This is a genomic window from Aurantimonas sp. HBX-1 (assembly GCF_021391535.1).
Lineage (GTDB): Bacteria > Pseudomonadota > Alphaproteobacteria > Rhizobiales > Rhizobiaceae > Aurantimonas.
The window spans coordinates 3,144,516-3,167,502 of the sequence record NZ_CP090066.1 but is presented as its reverse complement, the minus strand read 5'-3'; the positions used below and the strand labels follow the sequence as shown (position 1 = coordinate 3,167,502).

Genomic DNA, 22,987 nt, shown 5'->3' with positions numbered 1-22,987 from the left:
CCCGGGCAGCGCGGCGCGGTGGCTTTTGCGCGAACCGTCTACCCTGTCCGCCTGTCGCTCATGATCTGGGTCAGCGCGTTGCGGGTGCCGAGAAGGTGGCCGCGCATGATGCTGGTCGCCCACTCTGCGTCGCGCGAGCCGATCGCCTCGATCAGGTTGCGGTGCTCGGTGAAGCTGCGCGCGACGTCCCGCCGGCCGAGATTGCCGTAGGTGTGGACGAGGAAGCCGATCTCCATCAGCCGCGTCGTCGAGCCGAGGAGCGTGCGGTTGCCGCTGGCCTCGAGGATGACCGTGTGGAAGTCCCGATTGAGCGTCGACAGCCCTTCGACGTCGCCGTTGCCGCCAATACGGTCCATGTCGTCCTGCAGCCGCTTCAGCGTGTCGACGTCCTCGTTCCGCCGCCGCGTCGCTGCCAGCCCAGCCGCATGGCTCTCCAGCAGCGACCGGACCTCGTAGATCTCCGCCACCTCCGCCAGCGTCCGGCGCTTCACCACAGCCCCGACCCGCGGGATCATGTCGACGAAGCCGTCGCTTTCCAGCTTCTGCAGCGCCGCGCGCACCGGTGTCCGGCTGACCCCGTAGCGCTCCGCCAGCATCTCCTCGGTCAGCCGCTCCTCGCCCGAATGCCCACCGGCGAGGATGGCTTCCCGGACGCTGTCATAGACCCGGTCGACGGTCCGTTCCTTGGCGCTCCCGCGTCGCTCCGCCATGCATTCTCCCGGAACCGCATTTCTGAATTGGATACATTGCACTGCAATATAGCAGTGAAATCGCCTTATCGTCGCCGGAAGTTTGACAAATTGGATACAATACGTCTAGCCTTAAGGCGAACGATGCCATCAGGGATCGTCCGCGCCGGGAGGGCGTGACTTATGAGGCGAGGGCGCTTTTCGCGCCCTTAGGGAGGAAGAGCCGGCATGAGGCCACTCGAGGGCATCCGCGTGCTTGAAATGGGCCAGCTGATCGCCGGCCCGTTCTGCGGTCAGCTGCTTGCCGATTTCGGGGCCGAGGTCGTCAAGATCGAACCGCCGCAGGGCGGCGACTCGATGCGCCAGTGGGGCCGCACCGATGCGCAGGGCAACCCGCTGTGGTGGCCGGTCATCGCCCGCAACAAGAAGTCCCTGACCCTCGACCTGCGCAAGCCGGCGGCCCAGGCGATCGTCCGGGAACTCGCAACAAGCACCGACATCATCGTCGAGAATTTCCGCGTCGGCCGCATGGAGGAGTGGGGCCTTGGCTACGAGGACCTGCGCGCCATCAATCCCCGCCTGATCATGGTCCGCGTCACCGGCTTCGGACAGACAGGGCCCTATGCGGAGCGGGCCGGCTTCGCCGCCGTCTGCGAGGCGATGGGCGGGCTGCGCTATCTCGGCGGCTACCCCGATCGGCCACCGGTGCGGGTCGGGCTGTCGATCGGCGACACGCTGGCCGGCCAGAGCGGCTTCCAGGGCGCGCTGCTGGCGCTCCAGCACCGCCACCAGACCGGCGAAGGCCAGATGGTCGACGCCTCGATCTACGAGGCCGTGCTGTCGGTGATGGAAAGCGTCATCACCGAATACGACCGCGGCGGCCACGTGCGCGAGCGCTCCGGCAGTTTCCTGCCGGGGATCGCGCCGTCCAATGCCTATCCGACCGCCGACGGCGACATGATCATCATCGGCGCCAACCAGGACAGCCTGTTCCGGCGCCTCGCGGCGCTGATGGAGCAGCCGGAACTGGCCGAAGACGAGCGCTTTGCCAATCACCAGGCGCGCGGCCGCAACCAGGCCGAGATCGACCGCATCGTCGGCGAGTGGACGGCGACCCGGACGGCGGCCTGGCTGGTCGAGGCGCTCGCCGCCGCGGGCGTGCCGGCCGGGCTGACCTACCGGGCGCGCGACATGCTGAACGACCCGCATTTCCAGGCCCGCGAGTCGATCGTGCGCGTCGACGACGCGCGGCTCGGACCGACGGCGATGCAGAACGTCTTTCCCCGCCTCTCGGCCTCGCCGGGGGAGGTTCGCCACACCGGGCCGCTGCTCGGCGAGCACACCGATGCCGTGCTGCGGGAATGGCTCGACTATGACGACGACCGGATCACGCGGCTTCGCGACGACGGCATCATCTGACCGCGCCGCAACAGGCGGCACGGCAAGCGAATTCGGGAGGATCGACGTGAGCAGGCAGGACCACCAACGGCACCGCATACCGGCATCTTGCGCCGGCGACCTGCCACGCACCGAAAGCCCCGCGACCATCGGTCGGGAGCCCGCGCGATGATCGAACCGGTCATCGTCGTCATCATCCTTCTCGCGCTGATCGCCCTCGGCGCGCCGATCTTCCTGGCACTGGGCGCCGCGGGACTGACCGGGCTCTACATGGCCCGCGGCTCGATGGCCTTCTTCTTCGGCCCGACCTCGCTGTTCGGCCAGCTGAACAGTTTCGAATTGCTGGCCCTGCCGCTGTTCGTGCTGATGGGCAACCTCCTGGCGGCGACCCCCGTCGGCAAGAACCTGTTCCATGCGGCGGTGGTCTGGCTGCAATGGCTCCGCGGCGGCCTGGCGATCGCCACGGTCGGCGCCTCGACGATCTTCGGCGCCGTCAGCGGTGTCTCGATCGCCGGCGTCGCCGCCGTCGGCTCGATCGCGATCCCGGAGATGCTGCAGCGCGGCTACAGCCGCAGCCTTGCGGCCGGCAGCGTCGTCAGTTCCGGCGCCCTCGCGATGCTGATCCCGCCGAGCGTGCCGCTGATCATCTACGGCGCGGTCTCGAACGTCTCGGTGGCGGATCTGTTCATCGGCGGCATCGTGCCGGGGCTTGCCCTCGCGCTGGCGCTCTGCGTCTACATCTACATCCGCGCCCTGCTTCATCCGGAAGAGGCGCCGCTGCAGACGGCCGTCGACTACAGCTGGGGCGACCGGTTCCGCGCCATCGGCGGCATCTGGCATGCCCTGATCCTGATCGCGGTGGTGCTCGGCACGATCTATTCCGGCTTCGCGACGCCGAGCGAGGCGGCGGCCTTCGGTGCGCTCGGCGCCTTTCTGATCGCGGCGGTGGTCTTCCGCAGCCTCGACGGCAGGGGCCTGCTGAAGGTGCTGGGGTCGAGCGTCCGGATATCCGGCGCCATCCTGCTGATCATGGGCTGCGCGCGGATCTTTGGCGACTATCTCAACCTCGTGCGGGTGCCCGATGCGATTTCCGGGCTTCTGGTCGGGACCGACCTGCCGCCCGAGCTGATCCTTTTGCTGATCATGCTGGTGCTGGTCGGCCTCGGCATGCTGGTCGACGCCGTGTCGCTCATCGTGGTGACGACGCCGATCCTTCTGCCGCTGATCACCGCGCTCGGCTACGACCCGCTCTGGTTCGGCATCATCCTTGTGATGAATCTCGAGATCGCGGTGGTCACCCCGCCGGTCGGCCTCAATCTCTACACGCTGCGGGCGGTCGCGCCGGTGCTGAAGATCGAGGAGATCATCCGCAGCGTCGTCCCCTTCGTGGGGGTGCAGTTCGTGATGCTGATGATCTTCGTGCTGTTCCCGTCGCTGGCCCTTTGGCTGCCCAATCTGCTCAAGTAACAATCAAGAGGAGGAAACCACCATGACCATCGACAGACGCACCTTTCTCACCGCCACCGGCGCGCTCGCGGCCGGCTCGGCTCTCGGCCTCTCGATGCGCTCGGCCGCGGCGCAGGAGAAGCTGACCGGCGTCACCTACCTGCCGCCGTCCTATGCCGATCTCGCCTACGGCTCGCAGGGCTTCGTCGACTTCGTCAACGAGAAGCACGCCGACGCGGTGGCGATCGACTTCTACGACTCCGGGCGGCTCCTGTCGGCCGACGAGCAACTGCCGGCGCTGCGGTCCGGCAATATCGACTTCATGTTCCACACCACCTCCTACATCACCCGCTCGCTGCCGATCCTAGGCATCACCGGCCTGCCGGGCGTCGTCGGCCCGCTGTTCGAGAATCCCGACCGGATGAAGCGCGGCACGCCGCTGTTCCAGCTGGTCCAGGACGAGCTGAAGAAGAACGGCCTGACCGTGCTGTCGCTCGGCGGCGGCCTGCTGGAGCCGGAGTATATCTGGAGCACCGATGCATCGCCGGTTCGCAATCTCGATGACATTCGCGGCAAGCGGATCCGCGTGGTCTCCTTCGAAGCCACCAAGGCGATCGAGGATTTCGGCGGCGGCGCCGTCCGCATTCCATCCTCGGAGCTCTATCTCGCGCTGCAGCGCGGCACGATCGATGCCGCGGTGGCGAACATCTCGACGATCAACGGCCGCAGCATCCAGGAGCAGGCCAAGCACGTCTACCGCCTGCCGGTGACGGCGTTCTCGATCGGCATCTTCGTCCAGACCGATCGCTGGGAAGCCCTCGACGAGCCGGTCCGCAACGCCTTCATGGCGGGCGCCGAGTGGTTCGACGAGAACAGCGCGCGCGCTGCCAATGTCGACTATTTCGAGAAGCAGTACTGGCCGGCCTTCGTCGAGCAGGGCATCGAGGTGATCGACCCCACCGAGGAGGAACTGGCCCGCTTCGCCGAGGTCAGCGCCAATGTCCGCACCAGTTGGATGGAAGAGGTCGGTACCGAGGTCGGCGAGCGGGCGATCGCCCTTGCGCTGGGCCAGGACGCCTAGGAGAAACCCTGATGCTCGCCGTACCGATCCGGATCGTCGACCAGTTCTCGCGGTTCCTGCAGATCATCGGGCAGGTCATCCTCGCCTCGATGGTCCTGACGATCACCTACGACGCGACGATGCGCTACGCTTTTGCCTCGCCGACGTCCTGGAGCCTCGAGGTCAACAGCTTCCTGCTCGTCTACGTGGCGATCATGACGGCGGCGGACGTGGAGCGGCGCGGCGAGCATATCGGCATCACCTTCCTGACCGAAGGGTTCGGCGAGGCTGGCCGGCGGGCGGTGGCGGTGCTCGTCGGCCTGACCGGGGCCGCCTTCTGCGGCATCCTCACCTGGCGCGGCTACCTGATGGCGCACGATGCCTGGAGCTATGGCGAACGCGTCTCGAGCGCGTTCGGCACCCCGATGTGGATACCCTACGCCATGCTGCCGATCGGTTTCGGTGCGCTGGGGCTGCAGTTCCTCCTCAACATGTTCCGGGAGCAACCGGTGGGCGTCGGCGGCGCCGACCATGTCTGAGGCGGCGGCCATGGCGGCGTCGGTGGAGATCGTCGAGGTCGCGCCGCGCGACGGCTTCCAGTCGATCGCCGAGCCTTTGCCGACGGCAGAAAAGATCGCGGTCATCGAGGCATTGCTCGATGCCGGCATCACCCGCATGGAGCTCGGCTCCTTCGTCAGCCCGAAGTCGATTCCGCAAATGGCCGACATGGCCGAGATCGCGGCGCATTTTCGCGGCCGCGCCGGCGCGCGGCTTGCCGTGCTGGTGCCCAATGCGCGCGGCGCCGAACTCGCCCTGCAGCATGGCTATGCCGATCTCGTCTTCGTCGTTTCGGTCTCCGAAGCGCACAATCTCAACAATGTCCGCCAGACGGTGGCGCAGTCGCTCGACCAGCTGCGGGCGATCGTCGCCGCGACCGCGGGCACGCCGGGACTTCGCCTCAGGGTCGATCTCGGCACCAGCTTCGACTGCCCGTTCACCGGCACCGTGCCGATGGACGATGTCGCCCGTGTCTTCGCCGAGGCGCTCGCGATCGCGCCGGCGGCGGAATTCGCGCTGTGCGACACCACCGGCCGGGCCGATCCGCTCAACGTCCGCAACCGGTTCGCCGCGATGATGCGGATGTCGCCGGACACCGCCTGGGCGTTCCACGGCCACGACACGTTCGGCATGGGCGTCGCCAACGCGCTCTTCGCCTACGAAGCTGGCGTTCGCGTCATCGAGGGCGCGGCGGCGGGCCTCGGCGGCTGTCCCTTCGCGCCCGGCGCCACCGGCAACACCGCCACCGAGGATCTCGACTTCGCCTTCGCCGAGGGCGGCATCCGCACCGGCATCGACAGGGCGAAGCTGCTCGAAGCGGCCGATCGCATCGCGGCGCTGCCGGACGCGAGGACCGGCGGCCATCTGCGCGCCGTGCCGCGGGCTCGGGCGGCGGCGTAAGCGGCCCTACCGCTCCGGGCGCGTCACCAGCGCAGCGCCGGCAGCAGGTAGTCGGCCCTGACACCGGCGGAAGTCAGCCGCGCGTCGACCTCCGCCCTCTCGATATCGGCCAGGATGCCGGTGCGCACCAGCGCCGCGGCGGCGCCGAACCCCACGGCACCGGCGATGTCATGGTCGATGCTGTCGCCGACGCAGAGGATGCGCTTCTTCTCGACGTCCGGTATCAGCGCATGGGCGGCTTCGTAGATTTCCGGATGCGGCTTGCCGACGAAGGTCACCGGGCCGCCGAGCGCCGCATAGAGGTCGGCGATGGCGCCGGCGGACGGCACCAGCCCCGACGGCGTCAGCATGTGGCGGTCCGGATTCGTGCAGATGCAGGCGACGCCGCGCGCCGCGGCGGGGCGCATCATCGCTTCGTAATCGGCCATGGGGATCGTGTCGGCCTGGCTGCCGGCGATCACCAGCAGGTCGGCGTCAGCGCCGCTTTCGGTCCTCACGCAGCCGAGGCGGTCGGACAAATTGTAGTCGTCGAGGCTGGAGATCGTCAGGCACCGTATGCGCCGATCCTCGGGCAGCGGAAACACGCCGTCCTCGCAGAGCCGGATCGCGACGTCCCCCGAGGTGATGCAGGCGAGATAGGTTTCGCGCCGCACGCCGAGTCGCGCCAGCCGCGCCTCGTTGAAGGCCGCCGGCCGCCCGGAATTGGTGACGAAGATCACCTTCTTGCCGAGCCCGCTGAGTGCCGCGACGGCATCCGCCGCCCCGTCATAGGCGCTGGTGCCGTCATGGACCACGCCGAATTGGTCGAGGAAGAACGCGTCGTAGTCATCTGCAATGGCGCGGAGGCCCTCGGCCTCTGTCGTGCGTGTCATCTCTGCCCTTTGCTGCCCGGGCAGAAGCTGCCGCGTCGCCTGCCGTTGCTGACGGGGCGACGGTAGCCGACAGTGGCGGCGGAGGCGAGACGCGGCCGGTGTCAAATAAATTTGTCGCCCCGCTCAGGAACTCTTGATGCTGCCCGCCGCCAGCGTCAGCTGCTCGATGCGCAGGAGGGGCAGGGTGCTGCCGCCGGCCCCCGAGAAGACCGTCACGTTGAAGTCGAAGCCGGCCGGCGGCGCTGTCACCGGCTGTGTCCCCTCGAACCAGCTTTGGGCGAACGCGCCCACCTCGCCGACGAAGGCCGGCGTGGACGAGCCGTCGGTGCTGGTCGGCGCCAGCAGGCTCACCGGCAGGACGGTGAGCGGCACCGCGATGCCGGTCGCGGCGGGCACCAGGCTGTAGCCGTAGCGGGTCTCGATCTTCACCAGCACCGGTTCGGTGAAGGGAACCCCTGCCGCCGGCGGCAGCAACGCGCCGAAGAAGCCGGTGAGGAAGTCGCCGACGCTGGCGGGCGGCGTCGCCGACTTGTCCAGCGCATAGGCCGCAACGTCGAGCAGCGGCACCAGCGGGTCGGCGAAGCGCGAGGCCGCGGTGGCGAACTCGAACTGCGGGGTCGTGCCGACCGTGAGGTCAGGCGACAGGTGACGGTTGCGCAGCACCTCGACGGAGGCCCAGCCGCTCTGCAGGGCGAACAGATCGAGACCCTCGAAGCGGATCTCGCGCGCCGCGTTCAGGCGCGCGGTCTCGTAGGGAAGGACGGCCGGCACTTTCGGGTCCTTCGGGTGCTGCTTGCGCAGATACCGCCAGGTGGCCGCGCCGGTGGCGGGATCGGAGTCCACCAGGTCGGGATCGTAATTGTCGGGGTCGATCAGCATGGTCGCGAGCGGCAGGAAATTGCCCGCCGGCTTCCCGGCGAGGAGGAAGGATTGCGGCCGGATCTTCACCCGCGCCTCCGGCTCGGTGCCGGCGGCCTGCGGCGCCGCGGAGGACTCCGGCTCCAGCACGATCTCGAACCGGTAAGCGACCTGCGGCGGCGGCGCGCCGGCGAAGGCGGCGAGCATCTGCGCCTTCGCCCAGTTGTCGTAGGCCGTGGTGACGTCGGCGGTCACCGCTTCCAGCGCCGCTACCGCAAACGCCGCCGCAACGGCGTCCGCCGAGCCGGCTTCGCTGCGGCCGTCGAGCGGCCGCAGATACGTCTCGATATCGCGCGCGATGGCGGGATAGACCGCGCTGAACTGCGCCAACGCCGCATACAGCGCCGCGGGCGTCGGATCGGAGTCCTTCAACTGGTCGCCCGAGGGCTGGTTGAACACCACCTCGGCCATGACGGAATCCTGCGCGGCCTGGTTCAGCAGGTAGCTGAAGCCGTAGTCCCAGATCTTCAGCTCGCCGGGCGGAACGGTCGTCGGATCCTGCGCATGCGGCGTGCCGGTCTGGGCCACTACCGTCGCCGGCGTCGGCAGCGCCCGCAACGCCACGGGAATGTCGAAGTGCTTTCCGGTCTTCGGGGTGATCGATTCAAGGAAGGGGCCGGTGAGGAAGCTGATCCAGCGCGACTGTTCGTATTTCTCGATGCCCGGCACGCCGCGAATGTCGTGCTCCAGATGCGACAGGGCGAATTCGAGATCGAGCGACACATAGGCCTGGGACTCGGCCGAGCGCGACGTCACCAGGAAGGCAAGGTTGCTGCTGTCGTCGCCCGTCGCCGGGTTGAGCGGGATCTTGGCGGTGGAGAGCGAGAAATTGCTGTTGGAGCCGGTGGTCTCGCCGTCCGGCAGCGCGCCCTGCGGCTGGCCATAGAAGCGCGGTGCGGGAGCGCCTCCAGGCAGCTTCTGCCCGTAATGCGCCTGCGTCACCGGCAGCACCGCGACGCAGGTCAGCGAGGTGGCATTGCCGAGGCGTCGCAGCAGCGCCTGCTCGAGCTTCGCCTTCGCCGCCGGCTTCAGGCCGGCGTCCGGCTGGTCGAGCACCGACGTGGCGGTCGAGGCGATGGCGGACGCCAGCTTCTGCTTGTGAGCGAGCATGCGCGGGAGATAGCCGAAGGTTTCTGCCTCGGCGGCGCTGGCGTCGTCGGGCACCGGCATCTGGTCGAGCTTCAGCAGCCGGTCCAGCAGGAAGAGCGGCGTCGAATAGCTGGCGGTGAGGATGTCGTCGATCGCGGTGAGGCTTTCCGCCAGCCAGACATTCGGGTCGACGCTGGTGAAGGTCGTGGCGACCGGTGCGCCGTCCGGATAGGGCTTGCCGCTCGCATAGGAATTCACGTCGACGGTGAGCGTCTGCAGGCTGCTGGCGATCGGCAGCGGCGCGAAATAGCGCGGATCGTTGCCGATGACGAAGCCGATGCCCTGGGGCGCCGAGCCCTTATAGACGGCCATGCGGACCGCCCAGACGGTCGGCGAGCGCAGATTGCTCGGCGTGCTCGGGTCGGCGGCGCTGGTGCCGATCCGCATCTGCCAGTCGTCCGTGGCGAAGGCGGTCTCGAAGTCCTTGGCGAACTGGGCGAGTCCCACCGGGTAGAGCGGCGCGTCCCCCGCCGCCGCGGTCGGATCGTCGTCTTCCGTCGGCGGCGCGGGGAGCGTGCCGTCGACGGGGATGGTGGAGACGGCGGTGAGGCCGTCGGCCAGCCCGCGCAGGATCGGGTCGACCAGCCGGCTCTGGCGGGTCAGGCGGATCGCCAGTTCGAGCCGGATGATGTCGCTGTCGGTGGCGAGAGCGGAGAGGGCGATCGGCAGCGAGATCGTCACGTCGGCGGGCGGGGTCGCGGCGTTGCCGGCGGCGCGGGCGGCAAGATAGATCACCGCCGCGTCCACATAGGCGAGGATCTCGTCCCGCGCCGCATCCGGCAGCGCCGACTCCGGCTGGGCGAGCAGCGAGTTGACCAGCGACAGGGTGATCGCCGGGCCGGAAAGCCCGGGAATGTTCAGCGCATCATAGTTCTGGTTGAGCTGGAAATAGACCAGCTGGAACTTGCCGAGATCGGCAACGGCATTGCGCTGCCAGACCGGCATCGTGTCGCCGAAGCGGGTGGCATCGAGATGGGCCCGGGATTCGCTCGTCGACGGCTGGTAGGGCGTCGGGTCGAACTTCAACAGGATCGAGAGGCTGGGCGCCCCTTCCGTGCCCCCGTAGCGGTAGGCCCGCGTGGTGCTCGGCCACTGGTCGAGCGGCATCGGCCGGTCGGCATAGAGGATCGGCGCCGGAACCTCGCCGAAGGGCGGGCTGTCGCTGCTCTGCGGCCGGCTGAAGGGCGAGGGCGTGCGGTTGCCGAAGAGGTCCTGCCAGGCAAGCCGGAACTGCAGGATGCCGCCGATGCCGACATAGGGGTTTGCCGAAGCCGGGGGCAGGCCGGCCGATTTCGGTGCCGGCGCCGGGTTGATCGGCGAGGCGTTGGTGAAGCCGATCGCCTGGTCGTAGAGATAGGGCTGGTCGGCGTCCGGCGCCGCGACGCTTGCCGCCAGCAGCCGCGTACCTTTCGCCGGGCCGGTCTCGGGCGGCGGCGGGTCCTTCGGGCCGAACGGCGCGCTGTCGACGCTGGCGGCGAAGAAGGCGTTGGCCGACACCCCCGCCGACAGCAGCTGGTAGAGCTGCAGCAGCGTCGCCCGCGTATAGGCGTCGATATCGGTCGGCGGCGAGACCGGGGGCGAGCCGCGCTCGCGCTCGACCGTCAGCCCGGCATTGCCGTTGCCGAGGCTGGGCGTCGCATCCTGCGCGACCGGGTCGATCGTCACCGTCGGACCGGCGAAGAGGTCGGCGACGTCGCGGGCGGCATGGCCGAGCGCCGTGGCGCTGGCCTGGTAGTAGGCCGCCATGGCGTTGAAGCTGCTGCCGGGCCCCGTCGCGCCGACCGCATAGACGAAGTCCGGAATGCGGAACACCGCGAGGGCCTCCACCGGCACGCCGGGATTGTGGTTGGCGATATCGCCGGCGCTGAGCGGCGGCGTCACGCCGACGGAATAATAGGCCGCGAGCGCCGCCAGCGGGTCCTTGCCGGTCCCGACATCGGCCGGCAGCAGCTGGTGGTAGAGCCCGGAGATCGGGATCTGGCGGCCGGCCACAAGCGGCGCGTCGCCGTTGCTGGCGACGATCCCGCCGATATCGACACCGTAGAGGGCGGCCAGCCCGGCAAGCGTCGAGCCGGCGGGCAGCGGCAGGCTGGCGACCGGGGCGCTGACGCCGGTCAGTTCGACGATGGCGCTGGCCGGGTCGATCGGCGCGGTGGTGACCAGCGCGTTGACGGCATTGAACAGGCGCGCGCCCTTGGCCGGCGCCCCGACCGTTCCGGCAAGGCCGGTGCGCGAGATGGTGGCGACCAGCGTCAGCGTGGCGACGCCGCTGGTGTCGAACAGCGACGCCGGCAGGCCGGTGCCGTCGGCCAGCATCTGGTAGAACAGATAGGTGCCGCCGGAATTCACCGTGCTCAGCTCCCAGAGCAGCTTGATGAACTCGGCGGTCTTGTTGACGATGCCGGTCGGCAGCGTGTCGCCGACGGCCAGCATCATCGCCGCCGCGGGCGGCGGGTTGGTCTCGGTCGACAGGTTCGACTGGACGATGAAGGAGAGGAACTCGCTCTCCGCCCGGCTGGTCAGGCCCGAGGCGCCGCTGTTGACGTCGCCGTAGAGCAGGAACAGGCCGCTGACGAGGCTCTCGCCCTCGCTGGCCATCGCGGTCAGCAGCCGCTCGAGCAGCACCGCGTCGCTCGGGCTCGGCCCGATGATCTCGTAGGCGAAGGGCGCCAGCGGCCGGGCCGGCGAGCCGGGATTGCCGGGCCCCGGCGGCACGATCGCATTGGCATCCGGCCGCTCGGGCGCGAGATCGGCATCCTGGGCGAGCCGCTTGATCCGGAAGTCGACGCGGGTCGCCAGGCAGTAGGCGTCGATGTCGGTGGAGACCGTCTTGCGCGTCGCCGGATCGGTGCTGCTGGCGGAGGGGGCGAGGATCGGCAGATAGGGCGCGAGGTCCTTGACCGTCCCGATGCTGCCGGCGAGCGATGCCTGGGCCGCCTCGACCGCGCTGAGCAGAGCGCCCGACAGGCCGAACAGCAGCGGCTTGGCCTGCGGCGCCTCCCCCGCGGCGGCAAAGGCGGCGGCACGCAGCGCCGGCGGGTGGGTGACCGACGCCAGCCGCGCGGCGTCCGAGGTCGTCCAGGTCGCATGCGTCGCCATGCCGTAGCGGCGCGGCGCCAGCACGGTCGCCGGCTCGGCTTCCAGCAGCGGGATCGACGGGTGGTAGCCCTGCTTCTGCGCCGAGGCGAGAACCTGGGCAAGCAGGCTGGTCTGGGCGGAGATGTCCCAGGTGAGGCTCGTGCCGGTGCCGAGCTTCAGCCAGTCGAACGCTTCGGAGACCGGCCGCGCCAGCGAGATGTCGTATGCGCCGGTGCGATCGGCCAGCGGGAATTGCTGCCCGGTCAGCTGGTAGGCGCCGTAGCCGCTCTGCGTCGCCGTCCAGTGCGGCGGGCCGTAGAAGAAGTTCGAGGGCAACGCGAGGCCGGTCTCCACCGGCAGGCGCATGCCGTGCATCATGTAGCGGGCGCTCATCCCGGCGGTCTGGCCGAGCGTGCCGGTGGCCAGGATCGCCGGCCACAGCGCCGTATCGGGCAGTGTGAGCAGCGACGGCACCGCGAAGCGCAGCGTCCGATCGACCGTGAACAGCCCGGGCAGCGCGTAGTTCGCCGGCGTGAGGAAACTCGCGGCGGGCACGGCGAGCCGCGCGATCAGCCCGCCGATCGTGTCGCCCGCGGCGCTGGTCGCGGTGACGTCGGGGATGGTCATGACGATGCCCGGCGCAAGCAGGCCGGTCATCGTGTAGAGCCCGGTCTGCGACGAAAGCACGTCGAGCGTCACGTCGAGGCCGGCGGCCAGCTGGGCAAACCCGTCGCCGACCGCGATGACGTGGCTGTGGGTGACGCCATCGACGACGATCTCGACGGTGGTCCCGACGACGAGGAGATTGGTCCGGGCCGCGTTGGCGACGACCAGGCCGGCCGCGTCGGTGCTTCCCGGCACGGCCGGGTCGTTGTAGCGCGCCGCGACGGTCGCCAGCGTGTCGCCGGTCTGCACCATGTAGTCGATGTCGGCAAAGCGCAGCGTCAGGTTTGGCGCCAGCGGGTAGGCGAGATTGGCGTTGACGAGATCGAGGGCCGTCAGCTGGCCCGCCGCCAGCGCGTTCGCCCAGTCGACGATTGTCTGCAGGCTGGTGGTGGGGGTCAGCGGGTAGGGATAGTCGTCGAAACTGTCGATGCCGCTCTGCACCAGCTGGCGGGCGAGCAGGATGAAATAGTCGGTGAAGACGGAGGCGGCCATGGGCGCCGGATCGTCGGCTGTCGCGGCAAGGCTCTGCGCCGGCGAGCCGGACTCGGACTGGACGTTCGCGGCGATGGAATTGAAGATCTTGCGCAGTTCCGCCTGGTAGGCCGCGGTCGCGGTGACATAGGAATCGTAGGCGATGGTCGTGTCGCCGCTCGTCGCCGCAGGGTCCGGGACGGTCATCGACAGGCAGGCGAGGGCCGGGAAGATCGTGGTGCCGGCATCGAGCGAGTCACGCCGCTCCTGGTCGAGCGTCTTGTCCGCCGCGGTGACCGTGACGGTGAAGTTGGCTGCCAGGAACGCCATCAGCTGATCCGCGTCGAATGGTGCCTTCGACGGATCGGCCAGCGTTCCAAGAATGCCTTCCAGCAGTGGCCGGGACACGGTGCCGCCGCCGGGCGCCAGCAGCGGGACGTCGATTTCGACGGCGACGCTGGCGATGATCCATGGCAGCAGCGCGGCGCACAGCCGGCCGAAGGACGTGTCGGCGCCGTCGCCGGCCTTGCCGTCGGCGGTCGGGGCGTCCATGGCGAAGAGCAGGACGAGCGCGGCTTCCTGCTGGCTGTAGTCGGCGCCCTCGGCGGCGAGGACGGTGAACTGCGTCAGCGCCGTCAGGTTGATCGCCGCCGGCGCGGCCTTCGGAGCGGCGCGCAGCAGCGCATGGGGCCGGGCGAAGTCGAGGCTGAGCGGCCGGCCGGTGATCCCGAGTTCGAACAGCGTGCGCGGCAGCGGCCGGGCACGCTGAATCGCGAGTGCGCCGTCGCGTCCGAGCAGCGCCGTCGCGGCGAGCGCCGAATGCGGGTCGTCCCAAGGCGCCTTGCCGTCGGAGCCGATGGTCAGTTCCTCGGTGATCGAGGCGGAGAAGGAGAAGCTGATCTTGATCGAGAACAGCCCGAGATCGATCGAGATCGAGACGCTGACCTGCACCGAAGCCGACAGCACCAGCGGGATCTTGCGGTAGGATTCGTAGGAGATCTTGGCGTAGACGATGACGGTCAGGCTGACATCGGCCTTGATGACGACGAAATCGACCGACCCGAACAGCTTGCCGATGATGCCGAACGTGCCGGAAATCTTGAAGTAGTAGTCGCCTTGGACCTCGTTGGCACTGCCGGTGTTGCCCGCGTCGAACGGGTGCCAGGCGGCAATCGTGCCCTCGATGATGCCGAAGACGGTGATCGAGAAGCCGGCCTTCAATATGCCCTTGTCGATGGTCCGGCCGATGCCGAGCTGGGCGCCGAGGCCGAAGACGATCACCGGGTGGAACGTGCCCTGCGTCGTCGGCGGCAGGCCGGGCGCGGTGGCGTTGGAGAGCTTGCCGAAATAGAACCCGCCCGAGCCCAGCACCGGCACGCCGTAGATGATCCCCTGCACCGTGAAGGACCGCGAGAAGTCCATGTTGTAGGGGAAGCCGAAATCCACCAGGAAATCGCCGTTGGTGTAGATCTGCAGGCCGATGCTCGGCAGGGTCACCGACACGGCGCCGAAATCGAGGTTGCGCAGCGCGCTCGGCAGCGTGAACTCGATCTGGTAGCAGCCGATGTCGTCGGTGATCTTCTTGTAGAGGACGTCGATGGCGAGCCCCGCCAGCACCTTCACCTTGTCGCCGTTCAGCGCGATCCGCAGGCCGTAGAGGTCCGGGTCGTTGAAGACGATCATGCAGTCGAAGGAATAGACCGACGTGTCGCCGATCCGCAGCAGGCCGAGATGCAGCGCCCCCAGCCAGTTCGACGAAGCGTCGTAATAGGGCTGGCCCTTCACCTTCTGCGTCGGATCGAACGGCATGTCGCCGCCGGTCGACGGCGGAACGGCTGACAGCGCCTTGATGACCGCCTGCGTCGAGTCGAAGCTGCCGGAATCGTAGATCTTGATCCGCTGGCCGAGAGCCAGCAGCTTGAGGTCGAAATAGGCGTTGCCGCGGCCCGGTACCGTCGGCATCTTCTTGACGTCCTCTCCGCCCTTGGACGGGTCGAACAGCGGCGAGTCCTTGGCGCTCGGGATGATGGTCGACCCGTCGATGGCGAGCTGGACCTTGCCGTTCACCTGCAGGAACTGCAGGCCGTTGATCTTCAGGATGCCGAGATCGATGGGCGAGGGCAGCTTGTACTTGGCGGTGACGCGGTTCGTCACCCCCGGCGACAGGTCGATGGCGATCGAGAAGCCGTCGAGCGAGATCTGGTTGAGGATGTCCCAGGGCGAGGGCAGGGTGAAGTAGGGATCGCCGATCATCTCGACCAGCGCGGTGATCAGGCCGCCGACGGTCCAGCCGGACAGCGAGAACGTCACGGTCTTGGTCTGGAAGCCGTACTCGGCGCGAAAGCCCTTCCAGCTCATCCACAGCGTGCTGTTGGTGGCGAAGGCGCCGGGGGCGAGCAGCGCGTCGTGGCTCGACGTGAGGGCGAGGGCGGAAAGGTCTGGCGCGCCGTCGGCGGTGACCGGCGGGCTGAAACTGTAGCCGATCTGCACCGGCCCGATATTGGCGATGTCGATCGTGCCGATCGCCGATCCGGCGAATTCCTCGCCGGCCTTGCGGTTTCCGTCGTAGTCGAGACCCAGTTCGGCCAGGATGTCGACCGGAATGTCGGGGGTCAGGTCGAAGACCCAGCGGATCTTCGTCGCAATCTTGTAAGCCGGTTTGGTAGCGGCTGGTGGATCGACCTGCAGCAGCGTCAGCCGACCGGAGGGCTCGTAGTTACGACGCATCGTCACCCGGGAATCGACGGGCCGGACAGGGCTGCGCCAGCCGATCCCCTGGTGGGCGGAGGCCAGCCTGCGTGCCGGCCGCGTCGCCGGTGCCCGGGCGGCGCTCAGTGCCAGGCTCTTGGAGGCGACCGGGATCGTCGCGTTCACCGACAGCGCCTCGATGGTGAGGTCGCCCGGCAGGAAGTCCGGCAGGTCGTAGGCTCGGAAGAACGTGGAGATCAGGTCCGACAGGCTCAGGGGCTGCGCCAGCGAGGCGTCTAGCGTCCAGGCCGGGGTCTCCGCCTTGCCGTCATAGTCGACCCGCACATGGGCTGCGACCGGGCCGACGACGATCTGACCGTCCATCGAGCCGGCATAGACCGTCTTGCCGGCCTGGCCGTCCGGCCGGTTCGGCGTCGAAGCGTTGAGGTCGAAGACCAGCCCGGTGATCTGGATGAGCGGCTTGGTGTCGCCGTTCGCCGGGTCGGTGTGCTGGATGAACGGCACGTCGACAAAGGCATCCACCTGGAAGCCGAGCGAATAGGTCTTGCGGCTCGGGCTGACGGCGAGATGGATGTCGGAGAACGCGATGGAGACGCCGTCCGGCAGACCGATCGCGCCCTGGGTAATGGCAGTAATCGCATCGTTGAGGGTCACCGAACCGGTGAAGCTGCCCTCGAAGTCGAGATTGCTGTCGATGGCGATCTCGAACAGGCCGCCGGGCTTGCCGTCCTTGGTCTTGAACACCGTCGGGAACAGCTTGAACGTCGCCTCGAAGCGCGCATAGAAACTGATGCTGCCCAGCGGATCGTTGATCGTCCAGACGAGGGAGAACGCGTCGATCTCGAAGGCCGCGCCGGTGGTCGGATCGTCGAAGAACTTGATCGGCTGGCCCTGCACGCTGCCCAGCATCGTCGTGACGCTGCTGACCCCCGGCTTCGGCTTGAGCGGCCCGACGAGCGTGAAGCCCTGCATCTGCACAGCCGCGAGATATTGCTGCAGCGAGGCGGGCACGGAGGAGAAATAGCTGTTGCCGACCATCAGCGCCGCGACGGCCTGCGGCGTGATCGGGTGCTTCGGGTCGGCCGGCCCGATGGTGAAACTGTAGCCCGACGTGTCGTCGGCGATCATCGCCCGAAACGCCAGCTTCAGTTTCTGGCCGTCCGTGCCGATGACGTCGATCTCGACGCCGAAATAGAAATACGGCGTCTGGAACGTCATCGTGGTCGGCGCGCCGTTGGCGTCGAGCAGCAGCGTGCCGTCCTCGTCTTCGGTATCGGTGGCGGTCTCGATGACGAAGCCGAGATGCGGGTTGACCACCTCCAGGAAGAACAGCTTGAGGTCGCCGCCGGTGGGGATCGGCGCCGCGATGTCCATGTCGGGATATAGGATCTCGGCGTTGTCGACCTTGTCGAGGCTGACCGGGCCGCAGGCGACAAGGTTCGGCGGCGCCGCCCCGAGGCCTTCGACCACCGCGAAGAGCGGAACGGCCGCCGCCGGCACAGCGAGGACGCCGTAGAGATTCTGCCCGGCGCTCAGCGCCAGCGTCGTCCCCAGCGGCGCGGAGGCAAAACTCTGCGCGGCGCTGGCGAACAGGAAGCGCTGCTGGTCGAACCGGACATAGTTGAACGGCCAGCCGGCCGGGTCCATGCCGGGAAACTGGTCGGCGAGCTGCCAGTCGGCGGGTACGACGTCGATGGCCAGCAAGGGAGTGGTCGCCGTTCCGGCCGCCCCGTAGAGCGAGGCCGACGTCTTGTCCGGCGGCGCCGCCAGGAATGTCAGGGTCACCGCAGGAATCGCGAAGCGGTCGTTGCTGACGGCGCCCACGGTGCTGCGGTCGTAGTCGATGGAAAGCCCGGCGCTGTCGTCCGGCAGCCGGTAGGCCGCCTTGATCGCGGCGTCGAAATCCGGCGGCGGCGTCAGGCCGGCGGCGGTGAAGAAGGCGGCGTTGACCACGACCGGGCCGGCCGGCGCGCCGGCGAAGGCATCGCGGAGCGTTTGTACGGCTGGGTCGGCCATGGCGTCCTCTCTGCCTCAGATGTCCGCGACGATGGCGAGATGGTCGCTGGTGCTGCGGATGCGGCCGTAATTGTTCCAGCCGTTGAAGGCGCTGCGCCGCCCGGCGCTGAAGGCCGGCGCCTGGGCGGCGGGAGCGGCGAACGGCGCGCCGGCCATGTAGATCGGCAGGTCGTAGGTGCCGATCGGCGGGTTGCCGGGCACGGGCGCCGCGATGACGTTGTAGCGCGAGCCGACGACGCCGTTCAGCACCGTGACGTCGGTCATGGGCCCACCGGCCGCGACACCGGCGCCGTAGCGGGCGAGGATATTGTCGATGGAGTAGAAGTTCTGGTAGATCGTGCTGCCGATATAGCCGTAGCCCGGGTAGTAGTCGGTCTGCGTCCCGGTGGTCCAATAGGTGGATCCGTTGCCGCGCTTGATGTGGGTGGCGAAATAGCCGAGCCAGCCGTCGATCGGGGCCGGCGGGCCGCCGGGTCGGTCGATGCCGAGGGCGTAGTTCGCTGCCATGGCCGTGTAGCTGGCGTTGCGCGTCTTCGTGGCGTTGTTGTTCAGCAGGTTGACGTTGAAGTCGCCGAGCACGACCCGCACCTCGTTGGCCGCGATTCCGTCGGTGATCTCCGCAAGGTCCGCGAGATCGGTGAGATACTGGCCGGCCGCCGCGCTAGCCGGCGAGTGGATGCAGAACAGCGAGATGTTGCGCACCACCGGCAGTGCGCCGCCGCCCGACATCTCCGCGAAGCTCACCCAGTAGGGCGTCCGCAGCGCGCCGAAGTTCACGGCGGTGCCGGCATTCATGTGGGCTGCGGCATAGGTGAAGTCGGTGCACGCGGCGAGCTGGTCCTGCGCCGTACCGGTATTGATCGTTCCGGCAGGCACCGCCGCGACGGGCAGGGCGCCGGCAAAGGGGGCGGCGTAGGCCACAGTGGGCAGTGCCGGCCCGAAGACTCCCGGCGCCAGCGGGGCGATGGCCGGCCCGACGCCGCCCGGCCACAGCCATGGTCCGGTGAAGACCAGGTTGGAGCTGTCGAAATACACCGCCACCGCCTCGCGCGGGCCGGTCTGCAGCGGCGGCACCAGCATCCAGTTGGCGTTCCCGGTAACCGCCCGCAGCGCCACCAGCAGCGCCAGGGCCCCGTCCGGGCCGCTGCCGCGCGCCAGGATACCTGGCCCGTCATAGCCGGTCGCCACTTCGACGATGACGATGATGTCGGGCCGCGATAGCACGCCGCCGGCGGTGATCCCCCAGTGGGTGTTGATGTAGGCGAGCCGCGCCGCCGACGCCTGCGCTGCGGTCATCGAGGCGCCCCGCTGCCGCTTGGTGCTCGGGTTCGCCATCTTGTTGGCGGCGAATTTCTCGATGTTCCAGTAGAGGATGCGCGTCATCGTGGCGCCCCCCGATCGGTTGGCGGGGAAGGTTGCCGGTCGGTTGGCCGCGCCGGGGCCAGCGGCTCCGGCTCGCGCAACGCCCGCTCCTCGATCAGCGTGGTCTTCTGGTCGGCGACATAGGCGGCGTACCAGCCGAGGCTGCCGTTGCCCGAGGGATCGCCGAACAGGAAGAAGTTGACCGTCGCCCCCGGTGGCAGCTTGGCAAAGCCGAGAAAGGTCAGGCCGACATCGTTCAGCCGCAGCGTGAAGGAGAGCCCGGCCTTGCTCACCGCTTCGCGCCGCAGCACCAGGCTGCCGATGGTGAGCTTCATCACCCCCTGGATCGACAGCAGCTTGGCGCCGGGCGCCGCGCCCGGCAGCGACAGGCCGACGAAGACCGCCGCGGTCTGGTCGAGCGCGCCCGAACTCGGCGCCCAGGCGACGAGGATGCGGGAGGCGAAGCCTGCCTGCGCGACCAGCCCGCCCGGCGAGCCCATCGTCACCTTGTAGGCGATGCCGTACCAGGGGCCGGAGAGCGCCTTGATCTTCGGCTCGACCGAGACCGGCAGGAAGCCGAAATCGACCGCCCGCTTGTCTTGCGGTCCGGCAATGAAGGAATCGACCTGCAGCGCGAGGTCGGAGAACAGGCTGTGCTCGCGGAACTGGCTCGAACCCTGGTCGAGCGCCAGCTTGCCGGCCTCGAACGAGAACGTCACCGCGTTCGGCGCGTCGAGCGGCGAGGCCATGGTGAGCTCGAGTCCGGAGAAGCTGAGCCCGGTCGCGGGCGACGTCGGCGGCGCCTGCGCCGGAAGGCCGAAGGACAGGAGGTCGCAGTCCACGTTCGGACCGGCCAGCAGGGCGAATTCCAGCGCGCCGGACATCAGGAAGCGGCTGCGCACCGTGCCGTCGTCGCCGTTGGACAGCGTGTTGAACACCACCCGCTGCAGCGCCACCGAGGGCAGCGCATTGCTGTCGAGCATGAATCGGGTGGTGGCATTCTGCTCGAAGACGTAGACGCTGGTCGCGCCCTGGCGCTGGTAGCTGCCCTTGAGCACCACGGCGAAGGCCGGCAGCTTGCCGAGCACGCCGTAGGCGGTGGTGACCTTGGACAGGAACAGCGCGTCGAGCGTCAGCTGCACCCGGCTGCGGAAATCCACCAGCGCGGCGTTGCGGAACAGCGCCTGGAGCTGCAGCACCTGGAAGCCGAAATCGCCGTCGGTACGCAGGGCCAGCGGCATATCGGGATTGCCGCCCGCCTCGACATTCGCGCGGTAGGCCGGCAGCTGGTAGTCGATCAGGCCGAACAGGCTGCTCGGTACCTCCATGGTGACGGTGCTGCCGGAGACCGTCACGCGGCTCGCCGTCGCGCCGAAATGGTGGGCACGGAACAGCGTGAAGTCGATGCCGGCGACGAGGCCCTTGATCTGGTCCGGAAACCCGGAAGGATCGACCTCCGCCGCCAGCACGATGAAGCCCTGCCAGTTCGCATCGGTGACGATGCGGGCGAAGTCGTCATAGAGCGTGTTGCCGCTCTTGGCGGCGGCGATGCCGGCTTGGAGGTAGTCCTGCAGGTAGCTGGAGAGCCCCGCCAGCGCGATGCCGGGGTCGACGCCCTGGCCGGTCACCGAGAACGCCTCGGTGCCGACCCACTTGGCCGGGTTCTGCACCCGCTCGAGCAGCGAGCCGTCGCAGTATTTCATGATCAGGATGTTGCTGTAGGCGGTGGCATTGAGGGACTCGCCGACGGCGGCCGTCATCCGCCAGCCGCCGATCACCACCTCGCGGTCGAACAGCGCCGTGCCCAGCTGCGGCGCGGATGGGTTGGCCGGCGGCGGGTTGGGCGCCCCCAGCTTGGCCGGATTGACGATCACCGCCATCAGCTGGTTGGTCTGGAACAGGCTCTGCAGTTCCGGCGCGAGGCCCTCGAAGCCGAAATCCAGCGGACTGTCCGTGCCCTGCTGCGAGCGCGCCAGCACGATCTTCTCGTACAGCGCCTCGCCGCCGCCATCCGGGATCTCCACCTCCGCGTAAAGACCCTGCGGAGTCGTCGCCTGGTGCAGCGTGCCTGCCGCCGCCGCAAGCCGGCTCAGCCGCGCGTTGCGCAGCGCGGCCAGCCGGGCGACGCTGGCGGCGCCGAGGAGCCGTCTGCGGGTTGCCGACAGGATCTGGCTCTCGAAGCCGCCGTAATCCTCTATCGGGCTGGCGGCACTCAGCGTCCCGAGCCCCGCATAGGGCGGCAGCGGCACCAGCAGCAATCCGCCGTCGCTGCCCGCCTGGGCGATCGGCGAGGGGGTCGCCAGCGGCGGCAGCAGGGGCGTCGCGTCGTTGGCGGCGTCCTGCGGCGGTGCGTAGAGCGGGCTGCCGGAGGGCTGCGCCAGATAGGTCGCATCGCCCGAACTGCCGTTGAGCACGGCCGCCCAGGCGGTCACATAGGTGTCGTCGAGCGCCGGCTTGTCGCTCGGCGGCGTGGCGAGGCTGGCTTGCGGGAAGGGGAACACCGGGGCGTAGGCCGGCCGGCCGGCCATGAAGCGCAGCCGGTCGTAGGACCCGCCGGACTGGAAGGGCGCCAAGGCGACGCGTTCCGTGCCGAACAGGCCGGCGAGCAGCGTCAACGTCGTGCCGGCTTGCGGATCCGTCGGCGCGACGAGGCCGAAATCGCCGGCCGGGGTCAGGCTGACCGCCGTCACCGCGGCCCCCTTCGCGGTTGTCGGCTGCAGCACCAGCGCCCCGCACCAGGGCAGCGGCTCGCCGTTCTCGTCGACGCCGTTGAGCGGCACCAGATCGACGGACTGGCCGGTGGGGGTGCGGTACCAGCTGGCGATCTGGGCCGAGGTATCGCCGGCAAGCGCGAACAATGTCCGCAGCCGGCCCTCGGTCGGCGCCGACAGCGGCGCGACCTGGTTGAACAGGTCGAGCGGGTCGACGGCACCGGCATAGTCGAGGTCCGGCAGCTTCGGCGCCGTCGCGAACAGGGGGAAGACACCGCACCGATCGCCGTCTTTCGATCCGTGCAGGAAGCGCATGCCGGTGGAGAGGCCGGCGATCGTGTTGTGCGTCCCCGCCCGGGAAAGCCCGCCGGCGACGGTGAAGGAGCCGCCGTGCGGCCCGAAGAAGGGCAGGCCCGCGCCATCGGCCACGGAGGGCGGCTGGGTGTCGTCCTGGGTGTTGAACTGCACCTTGCCGGACCCGGCCGTGCCGAAGAGAAGACCTCGCGGGCCGATCGTGACGACGGTCTGGCCGGGGACGGAGAAGGTCAGCTGGCCCGCCGGCAGGTTGAAATCCGCCCCGGTCGCGATGCCGCCGCCGCCGCTGTCGAGGAAGGTCACCGCGCTGGCTGCCGGCACGCCGAAGACCGGGCCCGCCGGGTCGGCCAGCCAGACGGCGGCGCAGCCGAGGAACGCACCGGCAAAGCCGCCGAAATTCTGGTTCAGCCAGTCCACCACCGCCTGCGCGTAGGCGCCGGCCTGCTTGCCGTCGGTGAGGGTCGGGGCGCCGGTCGCGAAGAGATAGTGGCCGCTCATGAAGCTGTCGGCGACGGCGAGCGTCTTCGGCGGGTCGGACTGCGTCCAGACGAAGCCGATCCAGCCCGGCGCCCCGCCGCTCGTATCGAGCGCGTAGAGCGTGCTGTCGAGGATCTGGCGAAACAGCGGATAGTCGCTCATCCGGCCCTCCGGACGAGAACCGGCCGGCGG

Annotated in this window: 10 protein-coding genes; 5 read left to right on the top strand and 5 right to left on the bottom strand. The window is 68.9% G+C overall.

Annotation, left to right across the window (positions count from 1 at the left end):
* Positions 1-38 precede the first annotated feature (38 nt).
* Positions 39-710 carry a GntR family transcriptional regulator gene (locus LXB15_RS15080; RefSeq protein ID WP_233949221.1) on the bottom strand — a complete coding sequence of 224 codons (672 nt, stop codon included), beginning with the start codon at positions 708-710 and terminating at the stop codon, positions 39-41.
* Positions 711-917: 207 nt separating this feature from the next.
* Between LXB15_RS15080 and LXB15_RS15075 the strand changes: the two genes are divergently transcribed.
* The 5 genes from LXB15_RS15075 to LXB15_RS15055 all read left to right on the top strand — a co-directional run bounded on the left by LXB15_RS15075 (position 918) and on the right by LXB15_RS15055 (position 6,051).
* Entirely contained in the window at positions 918-2,108 is a 1,191-nt protein-coding gene (locus LXB15_RS15075; protein ID WP_233949220.1) for a CaiB/BaiF CoA-transferase family protein, read from the top strand.
* Between the two features lie 147 nt (positions 2,109-2,255).
* Entirely contained in the window at positions 2,256-3,554 is a 1,299-nt protein-coding gene (locus LXB15_RS15070) for a TRAP transporter large permease (protein ID WP_233949219.1), read from the top strand.
* A 22-nt stretch (positions 3,555-3,576) separates the two neighbouring features.
* The gene (locus tag LXB15_RS15065) at positions 3,577-4,614 is read left to right on the top strand and encodes a TRAP transporter substrate-binding protein (protein WP_233949218.1); all 1,038 of its coding nucleotides are present in this window, start codon (positions 3,577-3,579) and stop codon (positions 4,612-4,614) included.
* Between the two features lie 11 nt (positions 4,615-4,625).
* A complete protein-coding gene (locus tag LXB15_RS15060; protein WP_233949217.1) occupies positions 4,626-5,132 on the top strand; it encodes a TRAP transporter small permease in 507 nt (168 codons plus the stop codon).
* Positions 5,125-6,051, top strand: coding sequence for a hydroxymethylglutaryl-CoA lyase (locus LXB15_RS15055; protein WP_233949216.1), 927 nt, complete (start codon positions 5,125-5,127; stop codon positions 6,049-6,051). The genes LXB15_RS15060 and LXB15_RS15055 overlap by 8 nt, the downstream gene beginning before the upstream one ends.
* 23 nt (positions 6,052-6,074) lie before the next feature.
* Here the strand turns inward: LXB15_RS15055 and LXB15_RS15050 are convergent, their stop codons facing one another.
* The 4 genes from LXB15_RS15050 to LXB15_RS15035 form a co-directional block, all read right to left on the bottom strand.
* Positions 6,075-6,923: a TIGR01459 family HAD-type hydrolase gene (locus LXB15_RS15050; RefSeq protein WP_233949215.1), complete on the bottom strand. Its 849-nt coding sequence runs from the start codon at positions 6,921-6,923 to the stop codon at positions 6,075-6,077.
* A gap of 123 nt (positions 6,924-7,046) precedes the next feature.
* Positions 7,047-17,930, bottom strand: coding sequence for a hypothetical protein (locus tag LXB15_RS15045; RefSeq protein WP_233949214.1), 10,884 nt, complete (start codon positions 17,928-17,930; stop codon positions 7,047-7,049).
* A gap of 15 nt (positions 17,931-17,945) precedes the next feature.
* Complete coding sequence (locus tag LXB15_RS15040; protein ID WP_233949213.1) at positions 17,946-19,313, bottom strand: hypothetical protein; 1,368 nt, start codon at positions 19,311-19,313, stop codon at positions 17,946-17,948.
* Entirely contained in the window at positions 19,310-22,957 is a 3,648-nt protein-coding gene (locus tag LXB15_RS15035) for a hypothetical protein (protein ID WP_233949212.1), read from the bottom strand. Before LXB15_RS15035 ends, LXB15_RS15040 begins: the two co-directional genes overlap by 4 nt.
* Between the last annotated feature and the right edge of the window lie 30 nt (positions 22,958-22,987).